The sequence below is a fragment of the Lysinibacillus sp. OF-1 genome (assembly GCF_028356935.1).
GTDB classification, from domain to species: domain Bacteria; phylum Bacillota; class Bacilli; order Bacillales_A; family Planococcaceae; genus Lysinibacillus; species Lysinibacillus fusiformis_D.
In genome coordinates this window covers 3,233,202-3,259,457 of the sequence record NZ_CP102798.1, presented here as the reverse complement: position 1 = coordinate 3,259,457, position 26,256 = coordinate 3,233,202, and the positions used below count along the sequence as shown (strand labels likewise).

General features: G+C 37.5%; 31 protein-coding genes, 2 pseudogenes and 1 other annotated feature. Of the genes and pseudogenes, 30 read left to right on the top strand and 3 right to left on the bottom strand.

The window, feature by feature from the left end; genetic code table 11:
* Positions 1–9 precede the first annotated feature (9 nt).
* The 11 genes from NV349_RS15955 to NV349_RS15905 all read left to right on the top strand — a co-directional run bounded on the left by NV349_RS15955 (position 10) and on the right by NV349_RS15905 (position 8,925).
* On the top strand, positions 10–873 hold the full coding sequence (locus tag NV349_RS15955) for a phage tail family protein (RefSeq protein ID WP_271910545.1): 864 nt from the start codon (positions 10–12) through the stop codon (positions 871–873).
* An 11-nt stretch (positions 874–884) separates the two neighbouring features.
* Positions 885–3,056, top strand: a complete 2,172-nt coding sequence (locus tag NV349_RS15950; protein WP_271910544.1) for an NHL repeat-containing protein — start codon at positions 885–887, stop codon at positions 3,054–3,056.
* Between the two features lie 11 nt (positions 3,057–3,067).
* Positions 3,068–3,424 (top strand): hypothetical protein, encoded by a 357-nt coding sequence (locus tag NV349_RS15945; RefSeq protein WP_271910542.1) that lies wholly within the window; start codon positions 3,068–3,070, stop codon positions 3,422–3,424.
* A gap of 2 nt (positions 3,425–3,426) precedes the next feature.
* Positions 3,427–3,537, top strand: coding sequence for a CD1375 family protein (locus tag NV349_RS15940; RefSeq protein WP_271910541.1), 111 nt, complete (start codon positions 3,427–3,429; stop codon positions 3,535–3,537).
* Between the two features lie 96 nt (positions 3,538–3,633).
* Entirely contained in the window at positions 3,634–4,164 is a 531-nt protein-coding gene (locus NV349_RS15935; protein ID WP_271910540.1) for a hypothetical protein, read from the top strand.
* A gap of 88 nt (positions 4,165–4,252) precedes the next feature.
* On the top strand, positions 4,253–5,404 hold the full coding sequence (locus NV349_RS15930; RefSeq protein WP_271910538.1) for a siphovirus ReqiPepy6 Gp37-like family protein: 1,152 nt from the start codon (positions 4,253–4,255) through the stop codon (positions 5,402–5,404).
* Between the two features lie 20 nt (positions 5,405–5,424).
* A complete protein-coding gene (locus NV349_RS15925) occupies positions 5,425–5,970 on the top strand; it encodes a hypothetical protein (protein ID WP_271910537.1) in 546 nt (181 codons plus the stop codon).
* Positions 5,971–6,075: 105 nt separating this feature from the next.
* Entirely contained in the window at positions 6,076–6,441 is a 366-nt protein-coding gene (locus tag NV349_RS15920) for a hypothetical protein (RefSeq protein WP_271910536.1), read from the top strand.
* Positions 6,442–6,579: 138 nt separating this feature from the next.
* Positions 6,580–6,987: a phage holin family protein gene (locus NV349_RS15915; RefSeq protein WP_031417102.1), complete on the top strand. Its 408-nt coding sequence runs from the start codon at positions 6,580–6,582 to the stop codon at positions 6,985–6,987.
* Positions 6,984–7,694, top strand: coding sequence for a peptidoglycan recognition protein family protein (locus tag NV349_RS15910; RefSeq protein WP_423791697.1), 711 nt, complete (start codon positions 6,984–6,986; stop codon positions 7,692–7,694). The genes NV349_RS15915 and NV349_RS15910 overlap by 4 nt, the downstream gene beginning before the upstream one ends.
* A gap of 460 nt (positions 7,695–8,154) precedes the next feature.
* Positions 8,155–8,925, top strand: a complete 771-nt coding sequence (locus tag NV349_RS15905; RefSeq protein WP_058844930.1) for a hypothetical protein — start codon at positions 8,155–8,157, stop codon at positions 8,923–8,925.
* Between the two features lie 100 nt (positions 8,926–9,025).
* Here NV349_RS15905 and NV349_RS15900 read toward each other — a convergent pair whose 3' ends face one another.
* Positions 9,026–9,268 carry a hypothetical protein gene (locus NV349_RS15900; protein WP_058844931.1) on the bottom strand — a complete coding sequence of 81 codons (243 nt, stop codon included), beginning with the start codon at positions 9,266–9,268 and terminating at the stop codon, positions 9,026–9,028.
* A 4-nt stretch (positions 9,269–9,272) separates the two neighbouring features.
* Positions 9,273–9,605, bottom strand: a complete 333-nt coding sequence (locus NV349_RS15895; RefSeq protein ID WP_058844932.1) for an ArsR/SmtB family transcription factor — start codon at positions 9,603–9,605, stop codon at positions 9,273–9,275.
* Positions 9,606–10,518: 913 nt separating this feature from the next.
* Here NV349_RS15895 and NV349_RS15890 point away from each other — a divergent pair.
* The 17 genes and pseudogenes from NV349_RS15890 to NV349_RS15810 all read left to right on the top strand — a co-directional run bounded on the left by NV349_RS15890 (position 10,519) and on the right by NV349_RS15810 (position 23,486).
* Positions 10,519–12,330 (top strand): annotated as a pseudogene (locus NV349_RS15890) (reverse transcriptase domain-containing protein).
* A gap of 110 nt (positions 12,331–12,440) precedes the next feature.
* Positions 12,441–12,644, top strand: a pseudogene (locus tag NV349_RS15885) (JAB domain-containing protein); the annotation flags it as partial.
* Positions 12,645–13,216: 572 nt separating this feature from the next.
* On the top strand, positions 13,217–14,236 hold the full coding sequence (locus NV349_RS15880) for a rod shape-determining protein (protein WP_058844000.1): 1,020 nt from the start codon (positions 13,217–13,219) through the stop codon (positions 14,234–14,236).
* 13 nt (positions 14,237–14,249) lie between these two features.
* The gene (mreC, locus tag NV349_RS15875; protein WP_036124096.1) at positions 14,250–15,164 is read left to right on the top strand and encodes a rod shape-determining protein MreC; all 915 of its coding nucleotides are present in this window, start codon (positions 14,250–14,252) and stop codon (positions 15,162–15,164) included.
* Positions 15,164–15,688, top strand: a complete 525-nt coding sequence (gene mreD, locus NV349_RS15870; protein WP_080717089.1) for a rod shape-determining protein MreD — start codon at positions 15,164–15,166, stop codon at positions 15,686–15,688. The genes mreC and mreD overlap by 1 nt, the downstream gene beginning before the upstream one ends.
* Before the next feature lie 27 nt (positions 15,689–15,715).
* Positions 15,716–16,384, top strand: coding sequence for a septum site-determining protein MinC (gene minC, locus NV349_RS15865; RefSeq protein ID WP_058843996.1), 669 nt, complete (start codon positions 15,716–15,718; stop codon positions 16,382–16,384).
* Between the two features lies 1 nt (position 16,385).
* On the top strand, positions 16,386–17,183 hold the full coding sequence (minD, locus tag NV349_RS15860) for a septum site-determining protein MinD (protein ID WP_036124107.1): 798 nt from the start codon (positions 16,386–16,388) through the stop codon (positions 17,181–17,183).
* A gap of 93 nt (positions 17,184–17,276) precedes the next feature.
* Positions 17,277–17,831, top strand: coding sequence for a peptidoglycan DD-metalloendopeptidase family protein (locus NV349_RS15855; RefSeq protein WP_036124111.1), 555 nt, complete (start codon positions 17,277–17,279; stop codon positions 17,829–17,831).
* Positions 17,821–18,432, top strand: a complete 612-nt coding sequence (locus NV349_RS15850) for a zinc metalloprotease (protein WP_036124114.1) — start codon at positions 17,821–17,823, stop codon at positions 18,430–18,432. Before NV349_RS15855 ends, NV349_RS15850 begins: the two co-directional genes overlap by 11 nt.
* A 45-nt stretch (positions 18,433–18,477) precedes the next feature.
* Positions 18,478–18,555: a sequence feature (ribosomal protein L21 leader region), on the top strand.
* 14 nt (positions 18,556–18,569) lie between these two features.
* On the top strand, positions 18,570–18,878 hold the full coding sequence (rplU, locus tag NV349_RS15845) for a 50S ribosomal protein L21 (RefSeq protein ID WP_036124117.1): 309 nt from the start codon (positions 18,570–18,572) through the stop codon (positions 18,876–18,878).
* A 16-nt stretch (positions 18,879–18,894) separates the two neighbouring features.
* Complete coding sequence (locus NV349_RS15840) at positions 18,895–19,251, top strand: ribosomal-processing cysteine protease Prp (RefSeq protein WP_036124121.1); 357 nt, start codon at positions 18,895–18,897, stop codon at positions 19,249–19,251.
* The gene (gene rpmA, locus NV349_RS15835; protein ID WP_016991892.1) at positions 19,248–19,547 is read left to right on the top strand and encodes a 50S ribosomal protein L27; all 300 of its coding nucleotides are present in this window, start codon (positions 19,248–19,250) and stop codon (positions 19,545–19,547) included. Before NV349_RS15840 ends, rpmA begins: the two co-directional genes overlap by 4 nt.
* A gap of 179 nt (positions 19,548–19,726) precedes the next feature.
* On the top strand, positions 19,727–20,254 hold the full coding sequence (locus NV349_RS15830; RefSeq protein ID WP_036124127.1) for a Spo0B domain-containing protein: 528 nt from the start codon (positions 19,727–19,729) through the stop codon (positions 20,252–20,254).
* 5 nt (positions 20,255–20,259) lie between these two features.
* Positions 20,260–21,549, top strand: coding sequence for a GTPase ObgE (gene obgE / locus NV349_RS15825; RefSeq protein ID WP_036124130.1), 1,290 nt, complete (start codon positions 20,260–20,262; stop codon positions 21,547–21,549).
* A gap of 24 nt (positions 21,550–21,573) precedes the next feature.
* A complete protein-coding gene (locus NV349_RS15820; RefSeq protein ID WP_004226679.1) occupies positions 21,574–22,029 on the top strand; it encodes an ACT domain-containing protein in 456 nt (151 codons plus the stop codon).
* Positions 22,030–22,193: 164 nt separating this feature from the next.
* Positions 22,194–23,075 carry a prephenate dehydratase gene (gene pheA / locus NV349_RS15815; protein WP_036124134.1) on the top strand — a complete coding sequence of 294 codons (882 nt, stop codon included), beginning with the start codon at positions 22,194–22,196 and terminating at the stop codon, positions 23,073–23,075.
* 18 nt (positions 23,076–23,093) lie between these two features.
* Positions 23,094–23,486, top strand: a complete 393-nt coding sequence (locus NV349_RS15810) for a thiol-disulfide oxidoreductase DCC family protein (RefSeq protein ID WP_036124137.1) — start codon at positions 23,094–23,096, stop codon at positions 23,484–23,486.
* Between the two features lie 175 nt (positions 23,487–23,661).
* Here the strand turns inward: NV349_RS15810 and NV349_RS15805 are convergent, their stop codons facing one another.
* A complete protein-coding gene (locus tag NV349_RS15805) occupies positions 23,662–24,195 on the bottom strand; it encodes a transcription repressor NadR (protein WP_089934703.1) in 534 nt (177 codons plus the stop codon).
* A gap of 141 nt (positions 24,196–24,336) precedes the next feature.
* Here NV349_RS15805 and NV349_RS15800 point away from each other — a divergent pair, with 141 nt between their 5' ends.
* Positions 24,337–25,365 (top strand): LysM peptidoglycan-binding domain-containing protein, encoded by a 1,029-nt coding sequence (locus NV349_RS15800; RefSeq protein ID WP_036124142.1) that lies wholly within the window; start codon positions 24,337–24,339, stop codon positions 25,363–25,365.
* Positions 25,355–26,233, top strand: a complete 879-nt coding sequence (locus NV349_RS15795; protein WP_334312335.1) for a phosphotransferase — start codon at positions 25,355–25,357, stop codon at positions 26,231–26,233. Before NV349_RS15800 ends, NV349_RS15795 begins: the two co-directional genes overlap by 11 nt.
* Positions 26,234–26,256 lie beyond the last annotated feature (23 nt).

The following is a 26,256-nucleotide window of genomic DNA, read 5'->3' as shown; positions in this document are numbered from 1 at the left end:
GGTCGTCTTGTGGAGACAGTCACATATACCAATCGTTTTGGAGAGTCCGTCACATTTGGCGGTCCTCCTTTTTATTTGCAAGAAATTATCGGTCTTGGTGATGTGCCAGCCAATTTACAAACACAACGGGTACCATACGAAGACGGAAGCACCTTAATTGATGTATTGCTAGAGGAACGATCAATTGATATTACATTTCTTATAGTTAATGCAGTAGACGATGGTGGATATGAAACCGTGTCTAGGCGGAGAACAGAGGTGGCACGTATCATCAATCCTAAGCTTGGTCCTGGTACTCTACGTTATGAAAATGATTACTTAGTACGCGAGATTTTAGTAGTTGCATCTAGTGTACCTATTTTCCCTGATGGTGAAGGCAGAGCTAAAACATTACAAAAAGGCATGATCAATTTCGTGGCACCAGACCCGTATTGGCGAAGTTTGAAAATCGACGAAGAACCAGCTTTCAAACCGTTATTTCAGTTCCCATTTAGTGGTCCTTTTCAGATGGGGATGCAACGAGATAGACGAATCATAAACAATGATGGAGATGTTGCGGCACCACTTTATATAGAGTTTTATGGACCTGCAACCAACCCGAAAATCGAAAATATAACAACTGGTGAGTTCATTAAGGTCAACCAAACACTCGCTGAAGGTGAAAAGATGGTGATCGATACAACACCAGGAACAAAATCGGTTGAATTCGTTGATGAAGATGGATCTCGAAGAAACGTTATAAACTGGCTCCATTTAGACAGTGTGTTTTTCAAACTTCAGTTAGGAGAAAACGACATCAATTATACGGCTGATAATGACGTCCAAGGAGCAATTGTAAACATCAGCTACCATAAGCGATATAACGCAGTATAGGAGGGATGAAAGTGGCAGAAATATTTAAGTTTTTTAACTCAGCACCAGGCGATGAACGATGGCACTATGCGAGTGATTTTGCCGATTACTTTGGCAACGTGCTGTCTAGTGGGCTGTTACATAAGAACGGCACACCTAATCTACAAGTAAAGGTAAATGCAGGCACCATGCAGACGTACGTAGAGGCTGGCGAGGCATTGATACAAGGGTATCAATATCAAAATACAACACCATTATTCTTAACACACGGTTTACCAGAACCAAGCTTAGACCGAATTGACCGTATTGTTTTGCGATTGGATAAACGAAACAATGCACGTCACATTAAATTATTCGTGAAAGAAGGCGTATCGGCTACCAACCCTGAGCCTCCTGCCTTACAACGAGATCAGTACGTATTTGAATTATCATTAGCACAAATAAGACTAACCAAAAATACATCTTCCTTAGAGCCTTTAAAGTTAATTGATGAACGTATGAAAGAAGATTTATGTGGTATCGTTTATTCGCTTATTAGCGTGCCTACAAGCGTGTTTCAGCAACAGTGGGATTATTGGTTTAATCTCAAGAAACAGACGCTTGAGGATGATTTAGTAGCATGGCAACTGCAACAGAAAAATGATTTTGAGACATGGCAAGCGATTCAGGAACAAGATTTTTTAACTTGGATTGAATCGATTAAAGATATATTGGATGAAAATGTAGCAGCAAATTTAGCAGCTAAAATAGCAGAGTTAGAGCAATCAGTTGATACTTTAGAGCAAACTGTTAATTCGAATTCCTTAAAAATAGATAACCATATCAAAGACGATTTAGGGCATGTTTGGTATGTTGGTGCCGGCGGTACATTAAACGCTATAAGTGTTACGTCTGATAAAATAATTTTGGATAACGCTAGTCCGCCTAAGCCAAAACAAGGTTCTGCTTATAGAATTTTTTCTAACTTCACCAATACAGGCAACGTCACTTTAAAAGTCAGTGACGGGGTCAAGGTTAGTAACGCGATTCCTTTACTTAGAAGTAACGGTACTCAAATCCCTAGCGGTGCTATGATTTCGGGTGGTATATATACTGTAGCGTTCAATGGCACAAATTTTATCTTACAGGGTGAAGGAGGTGGTTATGGTGTAAGTGAACAAATACCACTGGATAAATTACAATGTGAGCTTGTGAACGCGTCAGTCACACTAGTATTTAATGATTTGACAGATGCACCGTCATTTTCGCCCGCACAATCTATATATTACGATTATAATAATTTGGAATATCATGTACTAGGGAATGGTGGGTATAAAACATTTGGTGGGAACGGCGCTCTAAAGCGGACATTAGCGCTTAACACAACGTCCTACGCGTTTGCGTTTGATGAAGAACACGGTTTTATCTACCTTTCGTACAGCAGTTATAGACTAGCGAAAGTGAACGCTAGGACTCAAGCAATCATATGGGAAACACCTTCGACTAGTAACCCCATAAACGTGGGGTCAGTGGCTTGTATACCCAACAATCAAGGAGTTGTTATCGCTGTTAGTTCTACTAACTCATTTGAGTTGACGGCTTACAATAAAGACGGCGGTCAAAAATGGAAAATAAACTACAATTATTATGTGGGCGTTCACCGAAGTATTTGTGTAGATAGAGCGGGAAATGTATACCTCGCAGTTCAAAATAATGATAATAACCAAACGGTTGTCTATAAATTCAACGGCGTAACGGGTGTGGCGATGGTCGGTCCTATAGTTCTTGCGCAAGGCTACTACACCGCGCATAGGATGATGGTTGATGAAACTAATGGGCGTGTCATTATACTTTTAAGTGACGGTAACATTAGGTCTCTTAGAACGTCAGATTTAGGCATTGTCTACTCTATGTCAAACACTATGTTAACATCGGGTGGCATGGCACTTGATATAGACAAGAAAGGCAATGTGTATATAGGTAATAGAAATGGTAACGTTAATTTGTACACCAACGTAGCGCCTGGTGTAGTGAAGTTTAGTCCTACACTTTCCTATATGTGGCGAATGGGTAATATAATCATGCAGTACCCAGGTGATATTTCCATAGCGCTAGACAAAAACCCAGCCATCGAATATCCAGACTTTGTTATAGCGTTGCCTAAAACTAGTGGTTATACCACTAGCACCGTACGTTACAGACAAACACTAACAATAAAATCATAGGAGGAAAAACATTGCCAATATTATTTTTAGACCTAATGAATCCAAACGTAACAAAGGTTCAGCGTACAGCCTATGACACAACAGGTTGGACAGAAGAAGATTTACGAGATGGTATCGTTGTCGATTCCATTCCTGAACCTGAAAACAGCGGGAAACTATCCATGTTACACATTAACAAGGACACGAAAGAAATGTGGTACGAGTACGAAGAAGTGCCGAAGTCTGAAATTGAGATTTTACGAGATGAAAACCGTGATTTGAAGCTAGCATTAGCTGAGTCGGTGGAGGCACAACAGCAAGATAAGATAGAGAATCAACTAGCTATCGCAGAATTAGTAGAGACACTAACAACTAAGGGGGTCTTATAATAATGGCCAAATTATATTGGGATTTAATTAAAATGAACTTGCGAACAGTTGACCAAGTGCCGTTATTGTGGCGTGAGGCTGTACAAGTATTACTCGATAACGAAAACAGGTAAACGCAGCATTAAGCTAGCGTTATTTTTATTGTCTAACAAAGAAGGAAATCATTACCTTTTGTCGAACTATAGTAGATGAAAGGGAGTGGATTATTAATGAGTTTGTTAAAAGAAATAGAGAGAAATAAAGCCAATGTAGACACGGTGTTTTCTAGATTTATGGAGCTACGTAAAGTAGAGGTCAAAGAGCATGATAATTATCGTTTCTTTCAACTTTTGTGTGAAACGATTATGTGGATTGATATTACAAATGAATGGTTCTTTAAGAATGATAAAGAGGATTATACTCAGAGAAGACTTAAAGAAACCACAAGTATTAATGGAAAAGATATTTCATATGAAAATTTATTGCTTGGAATTAGGTTTCTGTTTAATACAATAAAACACAATATGAAAATCACAAATATTAGTAAGCCAAGCATTAATAATGGATTTTTATCTATCAGATTTGTACCTAGTGATGAAATAGATATGGAAGATAAATATAAATACGAATTTCCATTTAAAAAACCGTACGAGGCATATAAAGCTTATGTTGAAAACGAAAAAGTAATGGATATATTAAGACCAATTGTAGATTTTTTAAGAGATTACTTCCATGAATATGAAGAAATAACTATTTCATAGTTCCATATTGTTCAGTAACAAAGAAGTTAGATATTCTTAGCCTTTCACCATTGTGGAGGGCTTTTATTATGCAAAAGAAGGTGGCTATATGCAAAACATTCCCTTAAGAATCATTGATGATGAATTTAATTTACTTGGTGAGGTAGATCGATATACATCAGCTCAAATTGGTATCTCATGGTCAGGTATTGGGGAGCTAGAGCTTCAAATCAATCGCTACCTACAACATGCCGACAAGCTAGTCAAAGGCAATATCATCTTCCCATACAATCGATTAGACCAAGCATATATCATTAGGCATCGTGAAATTGAGTTAGATGAAAACGGCAAGCAAACGGAGAACTGGAGTATTAAAGCCTTATCTTTAAAAACTTTCACGTCTCAGCGCCTTATATATCCAGCTACAGGTAAGACCCATGAAAGCGTGACAGGTAATGTAGAAACAGTAATGCGTCATTTCGTGAACACACAGATGATTAATCCTAGTGATCCTGCTCGTATCTTTCCACGATTAGTGCTAGGTGCTAACCAAAATAAAGGTCCAGCCATTGAAGAAAACTCAAGGTATGACTCATTAAGTGAAAAGCTGACCGAACTATCAGAGCTTCATGGTCTAGGTTGGAATATTGAGCTTGATCTGAAAAATAAACGTTTTGTATTCGTTGTGAAAGAAGGAAGAAACTTAGTAGCCAATCAAACGGGGCTGCCACAAGCTATCTTTAGTACAGAGTTTGAAACCATTGAATCCCTCGAATACACTGAGAGTGATTTGGATTATAAGAACTTCGCAGTCGTAGCAGGTCAGGGTGAAGGCGTAGAACGCAGAATTATCTCCATTGGTGACGCTGCAGGAGCTGACCGATATGAAATGTTTGTGGATGCCAGGGATGTATCAGAGGAAGATGATGAAGGAAATCCACGTCCGGTTGAAAAGGTTGTAGCTGATTTAAATAAGCGTGGAAACGAAAAGTTATCAGAACATGCTCAAGAGATTTACTTAGGTGGTCAGATACTTACTACATCAAGATTAATTTATGGCAAAGATTTCAGCGTAGGTGATGTGGTTACCGTTCGTGATAAAGGATGGGGCGTTACGATGGATACTCGGATAACTGCAGTAAAAGAAGTATACGAATATGGCAAGCGAAAGATTGAGGTAGTGTTTGATAATGATAAGCCTACCTTTATCAGTAAAATGAGGCGTGAAATAGATGCATTGAAGTATGAATTGAAGAAATGAAGAAGGCAATATAGTATTCTATGAAAAAGGAAAAATCATTCTTAATAGAGAACATAAAGACAAGAGAGGATGATTTGATGAATTATTTTTCTAAAGATAGATTTGAATGGAATTTAGAAGCCGCAAAAATCACATGTGTTGAATTAAAACGGGGAATCTCTAAAGGGAATGAATTTGATGTATACAAAACTTTAAGTGAATCTCTTCTATGGATATGCATTACTGACGAGTGGTTATTCAAAAATTTTAGTGGGTATAAGGAAAGAAAAGCGAATGAAAAAGTGGAAAATTTATTCTCATCCCTTCGGTATGCTTTCAACTCTATGAAACATAATAAATTGATTTTTAAATTTACTCAAACTGAAGGTGGTTTTGAGCTGCCGTGTGAATTTCCAATTGAAATTAAACCAATTACATTCAAATGGAATTCTTTTGAGTCGGATAAAAATGATTATGAATCCCAAATAAAGAATTATGAAAAGTATTTAGTAGGAAAAGATATTTTACCAACTATAGAACTAGCTTTAGATTTTCTACAGAATGAATATTTTGTAACAAGAAAGTGAATGTGTGGCAATCTCATTATATGTGCTTGTTTGTGTCAAATAGAGAAGGAAAACATTACCTTTTGTCGAATGTGTATTAGTATAATAACGAAAGGAAGGTTTTTTATGAGTAAATTTGGAATAGATGAATTAATACAAGGTGCAATTAAAACATTCGAAGGTCAGGCTTATCATTTTGATAATTTTTTTGAGCAAGGTAATACGTTAGAAATACTAAGTAATAGTGGTAAAAACTATATCGATACATCGATTTTTACAACTATTCAATCAGCACTTAACGATGCGAGAGAAACATCAAGAAAATTATTAATAGAAAAAAATATAGTTGCTAGCTTGGAGAAAAAAGGGAGGTTTGGAGAAGAAATTAATAAAAATTTAAGTGAAAGAGCAAAGAAACTTCAAGTAGAGTACGAAGAAAGCTATAAAGAAGTATCAAGATTAGAAAATTTACTGTTTAATTATGAAAAATAATTTGTATCAGCACTCTCAACCGGGAGTGCTTTTATTATGCTATGAGACTAATCGAGATGGGCAACGGTATAAGCTACCGTATCTCGATACGTCTCATGGCTTTTTATTTTCACTAAAAAGGGCAAAGGAAGTGGATAAATGGAACAATCATTTAAATTTTTACTTAGCACAGTAGGTGGAGTAGTGTCGTGGCTTGTAGGCGGTTGGGGGTTATTAATGACGGTACTTCTAATTCTTAATGCAATCGATTTTCTATCAGGTATGGCAGCCAACTGGGGAACAATCAGTAGCAAACGTGGCTATCAAGGCATCATTAAGAAAGGCATGATGTGGGTTTGGATTGTAGTAGCTAATTTAATTTATTTAGTACTGCAAGACCAAGGCTTTTCAATTGGGCAAATTATTCCTGATGCCGTGGTATTGATGTTCATCTTAAACGAATTGGTGAGCTTAGGGGAAAATTCAGCCAAACTAGGAGTGGACATGCCTGCACCAGTAAAAAAAGCTTTAGAAATCTTCAATTCGAAGGAGGAAAAAGTGAAATGACGTATGCATTCAAACAATCATTTTTACCTTCAAGCAAGTATTCAATCAAGGCGCCATATACAATGGTGCCTCAATATATTACTGTACACAACACAGCTAATGACGCACCTGCAGCTAATGAAATTTCGTACATGATTGGCAATAACAATCAGGTGTCTTACCATGTTGCCGTGGATGATAAAGAGGTTATTCAAGCAATTCCTTTTAACCGTAGCGCTTGGCATTGCGGGGACGGTGGAGGTAGTACCGACCCTAATGCTTTAAAGAAAGGTAACCGTCTTTCTATTGGAATTGAAATTTGTTACAGCAAGAGTGGTGGTGTTCGGTATGGAGTGGCTGAAGAAAATGCTGTCCAATACATTGCGAAGCTTTTAAAACAATATGGTTGGGGTATTGAGCGAGTTAAGAAACATCAGGACTGGAACGGTAAATATTGCCCTCACCGAATCTTAAGTGAAGATCGTTGGGGTAGTTTCTTAAAACGAATTGAAGAAGCAATGAAACCAAAAGAATCCGATAAACCAACAGAAAAGGATGATGACACAATGAAATTTACGAATGAAACAACTAAAACTGCAGTGCGTGATTACATTAAACAATCAGTTGATAAAGAGGTAATCAATAAATCTTGGTTGGAAAAATTCGATAATGGCACTATGACAAGTGGAGATTTTGAAGGATTGAAGATTATCATTGCACAAAGATAAAATATTGAAGACCAGTGAAGCTAATTGAACTGGTCCTTTTTGTCTTATAAACAAAAAATTATTCAATTAATAATAATCTAATTTGTGAACTTTTTACAAAAAAATATTATTGTTGTTCGGACATTTTTTTTTACAAATGTCAATAACAATTGTCTGTTTTGTTACTTTTTATCTACATTAGTATAAAAATACCGCCAAAAAATGGCGTGATGAGTTGGCGGGATAAGGCGTGAATTATTGTAAAGTAGAATATTACCGCCAAAAAACGCTATTAAGACCGCCAAAAAAGTGGCGTCAAATTTCCATTGAATTGGTTCCGCTGGGAATGATAGTATGAAGTTACCTCGAGGGTAAGACTTTTAAATTTTAATTTTCAGAAATGATTTTCGAAAATAATAGCATTACTAACATCGGAATATAAGGTTTTAAATTATAAAAAAGAAAAAGAGGGTTACCAATAATGAGCAAAATAAAATTTTTAGCAGCAACTTGTTTATCTACTTCACTACTACTTTCAGCAGGTTTTACAAACGTAGCACAAGCTGAAGAAATTAATCAAGAAAGTCAAGAAAAAATCCAACTTCCTCAAGAGCAAATTGATTATATGAAATCATTTTTTAATGAATACAATGTTGATAATGAAACACAACTTCAATTAATAGAAAAAGTGGAAAATGGTATTTTAATGGATTGTTATTTAGAAAACAAACAACCAATCGATACTTATACAACAGAATCTGGTAATGTTACAGAAACTGTAGATGTTTATGAAGATGGTTCAATTATTGTAACTGCACTTGATTTGTCAGAAGCAATAGTAGAGGAATCTCAAGAAGTAGAAAATAACAATAAACCTAGTATAACTCCATTTGCTATTGACATAAGTGATGGCAGTGTTACCTCAGGAAGTGGATATACAAACTACAAAAATGCTTTTATTACTGCAAAATCAGCAACAATCCCAAAAGCCGGATTCTATGCAGATTTCACTGTAGTTAATGGAGGTTATAGTTACATTTCGTATGTTAATCAATCTTATTATCTTACTCTTTTTGGAGGCTATGCAAATAATGAGAGTCTAACAACAATTAATGCAAAAGAAACAGGCAGTGCACCAGCTGAGGCTATATTAAAATGGACATTCGTAGCTTGGAATGGTGGTGCAAGTACTACAGGTTGGTTAAAATTGCACATTCAAAATAGTAGAGTTACTACGCCGAACTTCTTATAAACAAAAAGTTAATTTGAAATAAGAACAACAAAAAATGATACGAAGATAGACTTCGTATCATTTTTTTATTAATACAACGAAAGTTGCTTTAACTAATTTTTTAGTCAACTTCTTTTAACATTTTTTCTATAATAACTAATCGTTCATTTAATTCATCTAATCTTTTGTTTAACAAGATTGAATTTTCTTTTTCGAATGCTAATCGTTCTTCATTTTGTTTTTCAAATTTTTTAGCTATCTTTGAAAGGATAAGCCAAGCTAGTAAAGCAATTATAACTATCGGTACTAATTGTAATAAGAAATTCATGAATAAACTATTAATTAAAATATTTGTTGAACTCATAATCTTACTCCTTTAAATAATTTTTCTTTTTAATTGTTAAAGATGAAATAAGTGAATAGATCAGTTCTGAATTAATATTCAATTCAAATGGATTTAGCATATAAAATTTCGCTGCTTTACCAGTTTCTAAAATTTCCATTTCACTTGTAATAAGTTTCGCCTCCTCTAATTTTTGAAGATGCAAGTAAAGCAAAGGTCTGCTAATTCCAATTTCTCTTGCTAACTGACTTACATATTGTTTTCCTTCATATAACACACTTATTATCTTTAATCGATGGGGATTAGAAAGAGCCTCAAGAACTAAAAGCAAATCATTTCCAGAATTTAAATATTTCATATGTAAGTATTTTATTACATATTTACTTAATTGTATATAGGTTTACCCAAAAAAATGAAATCATAAGGGAAAAATTATTATTATTATTAAGTCACTAAAATAAAGACATGGCGCTCATAAAATGTGAGTGCTTGTTCTTTTGTGGTTTCGGAATCTATTCAAGATCACTGTATAAAAAGTGACCAAAAAAGTGACCAAGTAAATAACTTTTATAAATTCTGGATAAATCAAAGCAATTACAAGTCTTTTAAAAACCCACTTAAATAAGTGTTTTTAATATGTTTTGCGTCTAAAAAATATCAAGTAACTTCTATATTAATAAACGCCTCGATCGTTCATCCCAGGGAAATTGTGCGCCCATAAGGGTTTATAAGGAATCTGCTTTCGCATAGCAGTAGGGACATATCACAAGCTTCACCCTATCATCAGCCAACTTATCTGAAAGGGAAACCGGACAGGGAGTGTAGCATGTTGGAAAAGCCATAAGTTACTTAATGACCGAAGTACGACTGAATGGCGAGATGAATTGTATAAATAAGGATAAAGGCTAAACTGCTTGAATGACAGCTCAAGGGGGACTACGGGGACCTTTAGCGGGAGGTCATGATTTACGCTATTTGAAATGTGCATTGTCCTTAAAGATTTCGAGGTCAATGATGTGATACCATTTCACCCAACTTTCGTATAAAAGTAACGAGCGAACGTCATATCCGACATTATACATGCGACAAGTCTTTATAAATCTAAATGGGGATTACCTAAGTCAGAATGCCTTTGGGCTATGTGTATAGACACTGAATATCTGATATGGTAACGGAGCTCTCGTAGTAGTCCGAGCTAGGGAAAGCCTAGTACATGGCGAAGGGGAGCAGTTTACAACGTTAATACAAAATTGGGAAGGAGCGGAGGCTCTATGAGAATTCCAAAAGTAGTATTAAATCGTCTAACTGCCAAAGCAAAAGATAAGAATTATGTATTTGAACGGCTATATCGTAACTTATACAATAAAGAGTTCTATTTTGAAGCTTACGCAAAATTGTATACAAACAAGGGTAGTAATACAAGAGGGATCAATGAAGATACGATTGATGGTATGAGTATAAAACGTATTGAAAAGCTCATTGAAAAATTAAAAACGCAAACGTATCAACCAAATCCAGCACGACGGACGTATATCCCAAAAAAGAACGGGAAAACAAGACCGCTTGGCATTCCTACCTTCGAGGATAAATTAGTCCAAGAAGTTGTCCGGCGATTACTTGAAAGTATTTATGAACAGCATTTTTCCATACACTCTCATGGATTTAGACCAAATCTTAGCTGTCATACAGCATTGAAAGAAATCCGCAATACTTTTACGGGGACAAGATGGTTTATTGAGGGGGATATTAAAGGCTTCTTCGATAATATAGACCACCATGTATTAATAAATATTTTAAGAAAACAGATTCAAGATGAAAAATTCATCAATTTAATCTGGAAGTTTTTGCGAGCAGGCTATGTGGAAGATTGGGTATTTCACAAAACTTATAGTGGTGCACCACAAGGCGGGATTATTAGTCCTCTGTTATCGAACATTTATTTAAATGAACTCGACAAATATGTGGAGCAATATATAGAAAGCTATAATAAAGGTGATAAACGTACACACAATCTTACTTATCATAACTTAGCATCAAAAATTGCGAAGAGAAAAAGTAACAATAAACGTGATTGGTCTAAATTAAGTGAAGAACAAAAGAAAGAACGGTTAAAAGAATTAAAAGCGCTTTATGAAGAATTACAAAGCCATGATAGTAAAGACCTTTTTGACCCAAATTACCGACGCTTAAAATATGTGCGGTACGCAGATGATTTTATACTAGGTGTCATCGGTAGTAAAAAGGAAGCCGAACAAACTAAGCAAGACTTGAAAATGTTCTTAAAAAAACAACTAAAGTTAGAGTTAAGCGATGAAAAGACCTTAATTACTCACAGTAAGAAAAATGCGCGTTTTCTTGGGTATGATATTCGTGTTATGAGAGATTGGCATAGAATGAAAATGCCAAATGGAACAAAAAAGCGTAAGTTCAACTATCAAGCAAAGCTTTTCGTTCCACATGAAAAATATATCCAAAAACTTCTACAGTTAAATGCGTTAAAAATAGGAGCAAACAATGGTTGGAAACCCATTCATCGCCCGTATTTGGTGCATAATGATGATCTTGAAATTTTACGTACGTACAATGCGGAAATAGAGGGCTACTACAATTACTATCGTCTAGCGAGTAATGTACATGTTTTACAGTCTTTCCGTCAAACGATGAAATACAGCATGATTAAAACGTATACGAATAAATATAAAAGTACTGTCAGCAAAATTATCACTAAATATAAGATTAATGGGAAATTGGGTGTTCGATATGAAACCAAAGAGGGTCTAAAAATTGCTTATTTTACAGAGCAATGAATGGAAAAGAACGATACGATTAAACAGCCAACAGTTGATATAGTTGAAAATACATTAATTTATACAGGGCGAACGAGTATGATTGACCGATTACTTGTCGAAAAATGTGAATGGTGCAGTATAGTGGGAGTACCACTTGAAATGCATCACATCCATAAACTAAAAGGTTTAAAAGGCAAGAAAATGTGGGAACAAAAAATGATTGCCCGAAGAAGAAAGACAATGGCGTTATGTACATCGTGTCATCACGATTTACATAACATAATGGTAAGTTAGATTAAAGTAAATGGAAAGCCGTATACTCTGAGAGGAGTACGTACGGTTTGGAGGGGAGTTCTTGGAAACCTAATATAGAAATATATTAAGGCGCTGGGTTCTCACCCTACTTTCGAGAAGCTGTTAAACGGTCTGCCGCTTCCATTATTTGTGCTCATAATCATCCAAGTGGTGTGCCAACACCTAGTACGGAGGATATTGAGGTAACGAAGCGAATTGTTGAAGCCGGTTATATTATCGGTATTGAATTAATTGATCATGTGATCATTGGTGATCATCAATTTATTAGCATGAAAGAAAAAGGGTATTTTTAACTCTGCATGAAGCATGCAGAGTTTTTTTATGTTGAGCCAGCAAATGCTTTTTATACAGAAAGTTAAACATCTTCGTTAGGCAGCTATAAAATTTTTGTATTTTTTTGTGGTTTATTGGCGAACCTTTTTCATTACAAATCGTTAATGTATTCATAGAAACGCTATTATCTTCACAAAAATTGGTAGCCTGATACACGTTGTCTTATGAGAATAAAAATTATATGCTAATCTATACGTACTATTTTTAGTTTAAGAGGGAATTAAAATAGTATCTTTTCTGTGAGATGTAGTATGTGACACTACAAATTCTTGCGCTTTTCCGTTATAATGAACGGTATGAATTTTATCTTTATTCAGGAAGGACTCCCATCGAAATTGGTGGTGAGGTGAATGAGTGTGTAATTTTTTCGAGGTGTCAATCACCAACTGATGAAGATAAAAGCTTTGACAGGTGTGATAGGCTTTGAGAGGAGTCAATTGTGTTTTTTACACAATTAAAGTTCCTGCACATTGTCGTCAAAGATAATGGATATCAACGAAAGTATGGCTTATATAGAAAGGGAGTACACAATTTGTTTGGACTAGGAAGCAAAGATGTCGGGATTGACCTCGGCACAGCGAATACATTAGTGTTTATTAAAGGAAAGGGGATCGTTTTACGTGAACCTTCAGTTGTAGCAAAAAATACAAAAACAGGAGATATCGTTGCCGTTGGTAATGATGCGAAAAATATGATTGGTCGTACACCTGGCTCAATCGTAGCAATTCGTCCAATGAAAGATGGCGTTATTGCTGACTTCGATATTACAACAGCAATGATCGAATATTACTTAAAAGAGGCATGTAAAAACTCTGGAGGCAACTGGAAAAAACCGAATGTGATGATTTGTGTGCCTTATGGCATTACATCAGTGGAGCAACGTGCGGTTATTGATGCAGCACGACAAGCGGGTGCAAAAGAGGCGTTCACAATTGAAGAGCCATTTGCAGCAGCAATCGGTTCAAATCTTCCTGTATGGGATCCTACTGGCTCAATGGTTGTTGATATCGGTGGTGGTACAACAGAAGTTGCCGTTATTTCTTTAGGTGGTATTGTAACGAGTGAATCCGTACGTGTTGGTGGGGATGCGATGGATCAATCCATCATTTCGTATATTCGTAAAACATATAATTTAACAATTGGTGAACGTACTGCAGAAGCTGTGAAAATGGAAATTGGTACGGCATTGGCAGAAGGTCCAGAGAATAAAATGGATATTCGAGGACGTGACCTATTAACTGGTTTACCAAAAACAATCGAAATTTCTTCACAGGAAATTTCTGAATCATTGCGTGAAGCGGTTGCCTCTATTATTGACGGCGTTCGCAAAACATTAGAACAAACCCCTCCTGAATTATCTGCTGACGTAATGGAACGTGGTATTGTATTAACTGGTGGTGGTGCGCTATTAACAAACTTAGACAAAGTTATTAGCCAAGAAACAAACATGCCAGTCTTTATCGCAGAAGATCCGTTAGACTGTGTAGCAATTGGCACAGGTAAAGCATTAGATCATATCGACTTAATTCGTCAACAACAAGTAAAAGGGTAAGGAGGTTGAGGCAATGCCACACTTTTTCTTCAATAAGAAAGTAATTTTGCTGCTCGTAGGTATGGTTTTTCTTGTGGCATTGATTAGCTTCTCATTACGTGATCGGACGAATGCAACTTTACCAGAGCAAATTATTAAAGATACTGTCGGCGTCGCACAATCGATTGTTGCGAAGCCGGCGAATTATATTAATGGTATTTTTAATAGTATTGACTCCCTCTTAAACACGTACGAAGAAAATAAACGTTTAAAAGCACGCTTAGAAGATTTTGCAGTTGTACAAGCTGAAGCTACGGATTTAAAATCAGAGAATAACAAGCTACGAGAGCTATTGGATAAAACCGAGAGCTTGAAGGCATTTAATCCAATTCATGCAACAGTGATTGCTAGAAATCCAGACCAGTGGGAAGAGAAAATCATTTTAGATAAAGGGTCTTCTCATGGTGTCCAAAAAAATATGGCAGTTATGACGGCGAAAGGTTTAGTAGGGAAAATTATACTAGTAACACCTTTCACATCTGAGGTAGAGCTTTTATATACAAATAATCCAAACTATCGTGTTTCTGCGATGGTATTAGGAGAAAAAGAAGCATACGGTTTAATCGAGGGCTTTGATGAAGAACGTAATAAACTCATTATGAAGCGAATCGATTCTAGCTTAACGGTGAAAGAAGGCGAGCAAGTAGTTTCTTCAGGGCTTGGTGGTATTTTCCCAAAAGGTGTCCCAATCGGAGAAATTACAGAAGTTAGTACAGATGATCATGGCTTAACAAAAATGGCTTATGTCAAACCATCTGCTGATTTTTCAATTTTAGAACATGTTGTCATTGCTAAACGTACATCAACAGTTATTGATGGCTCAGACGGCAATACAACAAATGAAGATTTATCGAATCCGCAAGAGGCGAGTGAAGAGGAGGCGGAATGATGGTTCGATTTCTCATCCCCTCTGTAGCGGTTTTACTATTCTTATTAGAGCCAGAATTTGCTATGCTTTCCCCGATTGAAATTAAAGGGGAAGTCTATTTTCTGGTACCACGTTTTTTAATCTTATATTTAATTTTTATATCCATCTATTACAGCCGTAAACGTGCGGTAATGTATGGAGTTTTTTTTGGTGTCTTGTATGATGTGTTTTACATTGATATTATTGGATTATATTCAGTGCTTTATCCACTTATATGTTTTTTAGCAGGCTCTATCGTGAAAGTTATCCATCAGCACTTAGTTGTGACAACGACAATTTCAGTTGTACTAGTAGCCATTTTAGAATTCATACTATATCAATTTTTCTTCCTAATTGATTTTACAGCAATACCTTTAGCGGATTTCTTACGTTCACGACTACTACCAACAATTATTGCTAATGCTTTATTTTTAATGATTCTTGGTTGGGCCTTCAAATATCTAATTAATGCGCGTGTCTTACAGAGAGCACGTGAAGTTTCTTAATAAAGAACAACGTGAGGTGAGGCATTCATGAAAAAACAGTTAGTTAATATGAAGGGAACGAAGGACGGTTTTGTACTACGTCTAGACGATCAATGTTCGTATAGCGAGTTAGTAGAAGAATTGAAGAAGAAAGTGTTAGAAGGCGGTATCGATGGTAAAGTAGATGTACAATTATACTTAGGCTATCGATACTGTACTGATGAACAAATGAATGAGCTGATAAAAATTGTAGAAGAAACGGAGCAACTTATTGTATCTAAGGTGCAAAGTGAAGTACTGACTGTCCAAGAAAGCAACCAGAAAATGATTGAAGGTCAACAAGATACATATATTGGTGTGGTCAGATCAGGACAAGTTCTGCGTTCATCAGGGGACATTATCATTGTAGGCCATGTAAATCCAAACGGTCGAGTAGAGGCTGGCGGTAATGTATATGTCCTAGGTAGACTAAAAGGAATTGCACATGCGGGTGTGCATGGCAATAAAGAAGCAATCATTGCAGCATCTCGATTTGAAGCCACACATATCATGATTGCTGATCAAGTTCAGGCAATGTCAGATGAACATGTAAACGCGATCAATCAGGCAGAAATGACTTGTGCATTTCTTGGCTATGATGGACGCATTACGTACGATCAAATTCATGCCTTAAAAAATATACGACCATTGTTAAATGTGTCTAAGGGAGGAAGCTAGTGTGGGAGAAGCGATCGTCATAACTTCAGGTAAGGGCGGTGTCGGTAAAACAACGACAACGGCTAACCTTGGGACTGCATTGGCTCTACAAGGTAAAAAAATATGTTTAGTTGATACAGATATCGGCCTACGCAATTTAGATGTCATTTTAGGTCTCGAAAATCGTATTATTTATGACCTAGTTGATGTGGTGGAAGGACGCTGTAAAATCCATCAAGCATTAATTAAGGATAAGCGCGTAGATGAGAAACTATTTTTATTACCTGCTGCTCAAACAACGGATAAAAACGCTGTTACCCCTGAGCAAATGAAGAGCTTAGTAGAGGAATTGAAAAGGGATTATGATTATGTATTAATCGATTGCCCTGCCGGTATTGAACAAGGCTATCGTAATGCTGTCGCTGGTGCAGATCATGCGATTGTTGTGACAACACCTGAAATCTCCGCTGTTCGTGATGCAGATCGTATCATTGGTTTACTTGAACAAGAAGAGATTACAGCACCTAAACTCATCATTAATCGTATTCGACAGCATATGATGAAGAGCGGTGATACATTGGATGTCAATGAAATTACTACACATCTTTCTATTGATCTATTAGGCATTATTGTCGATAGTGAGGGTGTCATCTCATCTTCCAATAAAGGTGAACCAATCGTCATGGACCCATCAAATAAAGCATCATTGGGCTATCGCAATATTGCCCGTCGTATTCTTGGTGAGTCCGTGCCATTGATGGCTATTCAAAATGAGCAAAGAGGTATGTTTTCAAAACTTAAGGCTCTATTTTCAAAATAAATGACAACCTTTTCGTACAAATGTACGAGAAGGTTTTTTCTTGTGCATGTTTGGACATGCAATCTCATATAGTGTGGAAAAAAGGATGAGAGCTTGTTTAAAAAATGGAAATGGTTCGTCACGATACTACTTGTGGCAGCAATCATGCTTGTAATTCGTTTAGAAGATCAAGGCGTAGTAGATACACCCGTTCGAAAGCTTGTAACAACCTCTGCAGATTTAACCTATTTAAGTGAGCTCGGACAAAGTTGGTTCGAAAAAGAAAAAGAGACCATCATGGTATCAAGTGATGTAGGGCAGGCCGATCTTCTAACATTTGCTAATGCCCAAGTTTTTAAAGAAGGTTATTTATTGCAGTATGATGTTGGTTTACCGATCTATGCTGGGCAGAATGGGTTGGTGGTTTTTACTGGTCATACAAAGTATACGGGCAAGACTATGACAATCAGCTATGAGGACGGGACAACGGTATCTTATGGTATGTTAGATAGTTTAGCGCAGCTCCCTTATACATCGATTCAAGCTAATGATTTAATTGGTATGAAAGAAGCTGGTCAATTATATATGTCCATTGAAAAGGGAGATACTCATTATGATTTAGAGCAAATTGTACAATGGCTTGAATCGACGGAGACCAATGAGGATTAAATTACATCTTCTATGTATCCCTCTGGTATTTGTCATGATTTTTAGTGGACAATTAGCTTATTACGCCATCATTTTATTTTCTTTGCTGTGGCACGAGGCAGGTCATTTAGTAGCAGCAGTATTGTGCGGAGTGAAGGTGAAATCATGCGTTATTACACCATATGGGGGAGAAATTCAATTTGAAAATCCAGCGGTTGTGCAAGCTTCGTCACTCCTATGGATTGCATTAGGAGGACCAATCGCTACCATTATTGGGATTGGCCTCGCTTTTTTTATGCCTGATCTGCTCGCCACTAAGCTAATAACTGTACAATTAGTGTTACTGGCTGTAAATATTGTGCCCATCATACCGTTAGATGGTGGCAGGCTAGTATTAGCCTGGCTATTTTTAAGTTATCCAAGAGCTCAAGTGGTGGAAATGTATTATTGGTTGTCTTTCATCATTGCCACTACACTATTACTAGTCACTTTCAAGTTCTTGCCACAGTCTATTTTTTTAGCCATCATTAATTTATTCATTTGGCTGCAAGCATTGAAAGAATGGCGCTATCGAAAATATAGAGTTGCTTTTGAAAAATATGTTATGAATAGATTGACTTAAAAAAAAACGTATGGTAATATTTTAATGTTATTGTTTGTAGCACCCGTGCTACTACAACCGCTCTGGAAAGGTTTAAGTATCTAATAAGATCACCTTTTAAAACAGGCGAGTCTGAGTCTAAGAGGAGGTGCAGTAAAATGTACGCAATTATTGAAACTGGTGGTAAACAAATCAAAGTAGAAGCTGGTCAAGAAATCTATGTTGAGAAATTAGGCGTAGAAGCTGATGAGGTTGTTACTTTTGATAAAGTATTATTCGTAGGTGGCGAAAACGTTAAAGTTGGCGCTCCATTCGTAGAAGGCGCTACAGTAACAGCTAAAGTTGTTAAAGAAGGCCGTGCGAAAAAAATCGTTGTTTTCAAATTGAAAGCTAAAAAGAACTACCGTCGTAAACAAGGTCACCGTCAACCTTACACAAAATTAGTTGTTGAAGCAATCAACGCTTAATTGTGAGGTGTAGCGAATGATACAAGTTACGATTCATCACAATGAAAATAGACATGTGTCAGCATTTGAATTTTCAGGACATGCTGGGTACGATGAATCTGGTAAAGATTTAGTGTGTGCAGGAGCATCTACTATTGCCATTGGTACAGTAAATGCTATTTATGCATTATTACAAATTCAACCAGAAGTCGAACAAGCTGCTGAAGGTGGAGGCTATCTTAAGGTAGATTTACCATCAGATTTAGAGCCTGAAGTAGATGCAAAACTACAGTTAATTGTTCAAGTAATGACTGCCCAAGTGTATTCTATGGTGCAAAATTACGGACAATACATCCAAATCAACTACAACCAAGTAGGAGGTGGAACTCGATGAAATTATTATTAGCATTAGATCTTCAACTTTTCGCATCGAAAAAAGGGGTAGGTTCTACTAAAAACGGACGTGATTCTGAGTCTAAACGACTTGGTGCTAAACGTGCTGATGGCCAATTCGTAACTGGTGGTTCAATTCTTTACCGTCAACGCGGTACAAAAATTTACCCAGGTACAAACGTAGGTCGTGGTGGTGACGATACACTATTTGCTAAAGTTGACGGCGTTGTTAAATTCGAACGCTTAGGTCGCGATCGCAAACAAGTATCTGTATATCCAACTACACAAGAAGCTTAATCTTTTATAAGATAACATAAAGCGGAGGACTGCATTTATTGCAGTCCTTTTTTTGGCTAAATTTCAACAATGCCGATTCTGGTCTCAATTAAGCTGAGGCATAATTGATTAAAGAATTAAGGGAAAAATAGAGCAAAACTTGTTATACTAGTAAGGATAACTTTATTGGAGTGAATGGGATGAACAATCAATCACTAACCATTAGTGAAGTATTACGTTTTGCAAATCATGATTATGTGAATCAACTGCAACTGATTCGCATGAATTTAGATTTAGGTAGAATTGATGAATCAAAGAAACTTATTCAACATTATTCAGAACAATTACGCGTGTTTTCTATCCTCAATCGACTACAATTACCACAAACAATTGAGTGGCTACAAACAGCAGGATGGCGTTATCCATCACTAGCATGGAAGCTAAGCGGTGAGATAAAAAAGCCAGTGACCAACAATATTGATCGGGAAGTTGTAGATTATTTAAACAAAACAGTTATGCATGTTTATGATACATTAGATCCATTTACAGAGCAGATCCTAACGCTTGATGTACGTGTTGACGATCATACATTTGCCGTGACATTCACGCTAAATGGGTTATGGAGTGCTGATGCATTCACCGAAAAAGGTTTGAAACAATTCGACATTCAAACAATTGAGCAGACAACTACGCGCTGGCAATATGTCTTGAGTGCAAATAGGGAGTGAACTAAATGTTTGTCGATCACGTAAAGATTTTTGTTAAAGGTGGCGACGGTGGAGATGGTATGGTTGCCTTCCGTCGAGAAAAATATGTACCAAATGGTGGTCCAGCTGGTGGAGATGGTGGACATGGCGGTAACGTCGTATTTGAAGTAGAAGAAGGCTTACGAACGTTAATGGATTTCCGCTATAAACGTCATTTTAAAGCGCCTCGTGGTGAACATGGGATGAGTAAAGGCATGCATGGTAAAAATGCAGAGGATTTAATCGTTAAAGTTCCACCAGGCACAGTGGTTATGAATGAAGAAACAAATGCAGTTATTGCCGACTTAGTGGAGCATGGGCAAAGAGCCATTATTGCGAAAGCTGGCCGAGGTGGACGAGGAAATTCTCGTTTTGCCACTCCTGCCAACCCAGCGCCAGAACTTTCTGAAAAAGGTGAGCCAGGACAAGAATTAAATGTTATATTAGAGTTAAAAGTTTTAGCAGATGTAGGATTAGTTGGTTTCCCAAGTGTTGGTAAATCAACGCTTTTATCAGTGGTTTCTGCTGCTAAGCCAAAAATTGGTGCATATCATTTTACGACAATTGTACCGAACTTAGGCATGATTGAAACGGAAGATCACCGAAGCTTTGCGATGGCAGATTTACCTGGGCTTATTGAAGGGGCACATGAAGGGGTAGGATTAGGCCATCAATTTTTACGACATATTGAACGTACACGCGTTATTGTCCATGTTATTGATATGTCAGGAATGGAAGGTCGCGATCCATATGAAGATTATTTAACAATCAATGAAGAGCTAAAACAATATAATCTTCGTTTAACAGAGCGCCCACAAATAATTGTAGCCAATAAAATGGATATGCCAGATGCAGAAGAAAACTTAGCAGCATTCCGCCAAAAGGTAGGAGAAGATGTTCAAATTTTCCCAATTTCTGCTGTTTCACGTCAAGGGTTAAAAGAGCTGTTGTTTGCCATTGCGGATCTACTGGAAGTAACGCCTGAATTCCCACTATATGAAGATGTAGAGGAGCAATCAGACGCAACTGTCATGTACAAGCATGAGGCAAAAGGTGAAGATTTCGAAATCACTCGTGACGATGATGGTACATTTATTATTAATGGTTATGCCATTGAGCGTTTATTTAAAATGACGGACTTTAGCCGTGAAGATGGTATTCGTCGTTTTGCTCGTCAATTGCGTGCAATGGGTGTGGATGAGGCTCTGCGTCAACGTGGAGCACAAGATGGCGATACAGTACGCCTACAAGAGTTTGAATTTGAATTTGTCGATTAAGACATGAGTTTTAGGGGGAAGCGTATGAAGAATGTTGCGAATCAGCGATATTATTTAGTTCGTGAGGATGTTTTAACGGATGCAATGCAAAAAACTTTGGAAGCGAAACACTTACTATCAAGTGGTTCAGTATCTTCCATTTGGGATGCGGTAAAGCAGGTGGATTTATCGCGAAGTGCGTTTTACAAATATCGTGATGCGGTTTTTCCTTTTCATTCAATTGTGCAGGAACGCATTTTAACAGTCTTTTTACAGCTTCAAGATAGAAAAGGAACACTTGCTAAGCTTTTAGAAACTGTGACAATTACACATTGTAATGTATTGACAATTCATCAAACGATTCCGATTCAGGGACGTGCCAATGTTACTTTATCATTAGATGTAACAAGCATGACCTGTGATCTTGATGACCTCATTCAGCAATTAAAGCGCTTAGATTTTGTAGAATCAGCAGAAGTAATTAGTTCTGGAGCATTATAATAACAGTACAGTGTTCAATCCTTTAATTTTTGACAAAAATGAATTATCGTGTTTAATAAGACTGCTAGGTCAGAATGCGATAACAAGCTCAAATAAGGAGCTGTCCCAACAGTGAGTAATCTCGCGGGACTGCTCCTTATTGTGCCATAAAGGAGGTATTTGCAATGACAAAGCAACAATGGGAAAATAGAATCGCCTATTTAGGACCAGAAGCATCATTTACATATTTAGCAACAAAGGCTACTTTTCCAAATGAGTGGCTTGTACCGTGTGCGACGATTCCAGAATGTATAGAGGCTGTCGCGGAGGGAAAGGTGGATTTAGCCGTCGTTCCGCTAGAAAATGCCTTAGAGGGCTCTGTAACATTAACATTAGATTATTTATTCCATGAGGCAACACTCTATGTGACAGGTGAATTATTGCTAAAAATCCAGCAGCATTTAATGGTGAATAAAGCGCAAAAGGATCATTGGCAGTCTATCGCAGGTGTTTATTCCCACCCACATGCACTAGCTCAATGTCATAAATACTTATTTTATCGTTTCAGTCATGTGCCATTACATCAAACAACTTCCACAGCGGCAGCAGCGAAATATGTATCAGAAAATCCACAAGAATGTATAGCCGCAGTAGGCAATGCAGCAGCAGCCGAAAAATATGGCCTTGACATAGTTGAATCGAATATCCATGATTTCCATTTTAACCATACACGTTTCTTTGTACTGTCCAAGCAAAATAAACGATTGCCGCAAGAGCTATCTGAAGGGCAAGCTAAGACAACGTTTATGATTACATTGCCAACGGATCGTTCAGGGGCATTGCATCAGGTGCTTTCTGTTTTTGCATGGCGTCAACTGAATTTAAGTAAAATTGAATCACGTCCACTTAAAACGGGCTTAGGTGATTATTTCTTTATGATTGATGTATTAGCAGATGAAAAAGAACCGATGATGCGTGGCGCCATGGAAGAATTAGCTGCACTAGGCTGTAAGGTAAAATCTTTGGGTACTTACTTCACTTATGTTACATCAGACGAGGCAGAATAGCTGTAGGGAGGAATGGTAATGGCTGGCATCATTTTATTTGATGGTATCTGTAATTTTTGTGATAGCACTGTTCAATTTATTATCAAACACGATGAAGCTGGCTATTTTCAATTTGCGTCACTTCAAAGTGATATCGGCCAAGCATTGCTCAATCAGTACAATATACCAAAGAATATAGATAGTGTGATTCTGATTGAACAAGGGAACGTCTCGCTGGAATCTACCGCAGCATTAAACATATGCAGGAAATTGGATGGACTGTGGCCTTGCTTCTATGCCTTGATTCTTGTTCCCCCCATTATCCGTAATGCGCTGTATCGATTATTTGCTAAACAACGCTATCGTTTATTTGGTCAAAAAAGTGAATGCTTATTGCCCACACCTTCTCAACGGCAACGATTTCTTTCCTAGTAGCGCACGGGTTTATAATATCCGCAGAGAGTGGAAAAATACTTTCGCTCAGGATCAAAATGCTCGCGAAGAGAAAAGAAATACCGTCGCTCAAGCGTCCAATCAGAAGCATAACATTTGCAATCAAAACAGAAAGCACCGTATGAAAAAGGATATCATACGGTGCTTTTGCTATTTATTGATCTGACACTAAGTAGCTCTTTTTTTGTAAGGCTTGTTCAATTAAAGTTAAAACTTCAACAGAGGGTGCAGAGATGACATGCAGATGAATGCCACCAGTAAGGGCGGATAAATAATTAGCCTGTGTGGCATTGACACGTTCGATAAACTGTTTCACCTCATGGCGATTTGATACCATAATGGAGGCAGTGAGTTCACCATATATTGGATGTTCTACAATAACATTTTTGACAGTACCACCACAATCGACAATGGTCATTAATTCATCCTCTGTTTGCTCTGAGGTATGCAAGCAAGGGAACGTACGTTCAACGGTTTGCTGTAATTGTTCCTGATGCATATAAAGATAGCCCTGGCTTGTGGCAATAATGGGCTCATTTCTTGCCTTTAATAGAGTCATATCATTGACGATAACTTGTCTAGAAACATTGGCGAACTTAGCCAAGTCTGTCCCAGTTATAGGTGCTTTACTGTTTTTTAATTGCGCTAAAAGTTGCAGTCGGCGTTCTTCGCCTAACATTTTTTTCATAAGAGTTCACCTCTGCTCATAATAAAGGAATCAGCATTCCTTATGTTTTAGTGTACCATGAAGCATTTCTAACTTGCTGAAATTTTTGTATCCAAATGAAACATTGAACATATGATACGTAGAGAGGAAGGGAGGAAAAAATTGCGTATTCATATTGTTCAAAAGGGAGACACCTTGTGGAAGATTGCGAAAGAGTACGGCATTTCGTTTGAAGATTTGAAGCGGCTCAATGTCCATCTTGCCAACCCAGATTATATTGTTCCAGGTATGGAAATTATATTGCCTGAAAAAATAAACAAAGAGCCGCATAGAGAATCACATAAAGAAATGCCGAAAAAGGAAACACAAGTGCATAAGGAGGCACCGAAGGAAAGTCCTAAAAAAGAGGTACAGCGACCGATGCCACCACCGCCGCCTATTGTACCGCCACCACCAGCTCCTATGCCAATGCCAGAACCACAAATGATTCCGATTCCAATACCGATGCCAATGCCTATGCAAATGCCACAACAACCGATGTGGGTACCGCAGCCTGTGGAAATGAATTGGCACCAACAATTGGTGATGCCACAAATGGAGCAAAATGTTACAACACCACCTGTACAAATACAGCCACCACCACCGCCAGCACCTACACCACCACCTGTAGCTCAACCGAAGCCAATGCCACAACCAGCGCCACAGCCACCGATGCATATCATGCCACAAATGCCTGCTGTCCCACATTGCTCAAGTTGTCATCAACCGATCTATCATCAAATGTGGTGGCCGATGATGCCAATGCAACCTCAGGTCGAGCATTATACGATGCCACAACAGCCAATGTCTTGTGACATGCCAGATCATAAAGTAGGTGGGATGGAAGACTTTTTAGAGTCTACATCACCATTCTTCCATACACAGGATCAGCAAATGAAGCCACAAATGGATATGAATATGGGTCAATCTTGTGGCTGTGGTACACAGCCAATGATGATGCCTGATATGAACATGGGTCAATCCTGTGGCTGTCATCAACAACCAATGATGATGCCTACATGGCAAATGGATCCTTGTCATTGTCCGCCACCACCATGTCCGACACATTGTCCACCGCCGTGCCCACCAGCAGGGGGACAATGGATGTCACCGCACTATTTCCCAGGCGGGATGACGCCTTATCGATGGTGAAAAAGCGTATATTGTAGAAGAGTTAAAGTCAAACATTTGGAAATATAAGTATGAATCGAATCATTATTTTGTCAAACGAGCGAAGCAAGTGGAAATTGCAGAGAAGGTGAGAGCAATTCATCGCCAGTTAGGACGCATGGAGCCTTCTCTAATCTTACCATTGGTCCAGAGTGATGATGAGCAGTTAATTGTGCAAGTATGGCAAGAAGGAAGCCATGGTGCTAACTTTGCATATAAAAAAGATCGTGAAGAATCTCTTAAATTATTAATAGCTTTACATGATACACATAAAAAAATAGCTTGGCAGCGAATGCCAGGCTTGCATACCTACTCGCAGCTTTTAAAATGGCAAATGCGTCATATGCGTTTTAAAAGTAGAAGAAATGAGTTTCGAGCTTTTTTAACAAAAGAAGAAATCGATCAAATTGTGCATTATAGTGATAAATCTTTACAACTGATTGCATTAGAGGATGCGCCTGAAAAAGAAATCACACTATTACATGGGGATGTGGTTCATCATAATTTTTTATGGTGCTCTGATGGCCAATTACGTTTAATTGATTTTGATTTAGCACATCTTGGCGAAGCAGATGATGAATATATTTTATGGTTGCATCGTGTATTACCTGCTGTTGATTATGATCTTGGGAAAATTTTTGCCGAATTACCTGAGCTGAAACGACTGGATAAAAGAAAGCTCCATCGTTTGAAATATCCGAATGAGCTATTACGAGAATGGCTTTTTGCAGTGGATTTACCACTAGAGCAACAGCTAGTATTTTTAGATTATTTAGTGCCATTCACAAAACGAGCCCTCACCTATTGGCCAAAACTGTGGTACGATATTGATAGATTTGTTAAAAAATGACCGTCATTTGGCGGTCATTTTTG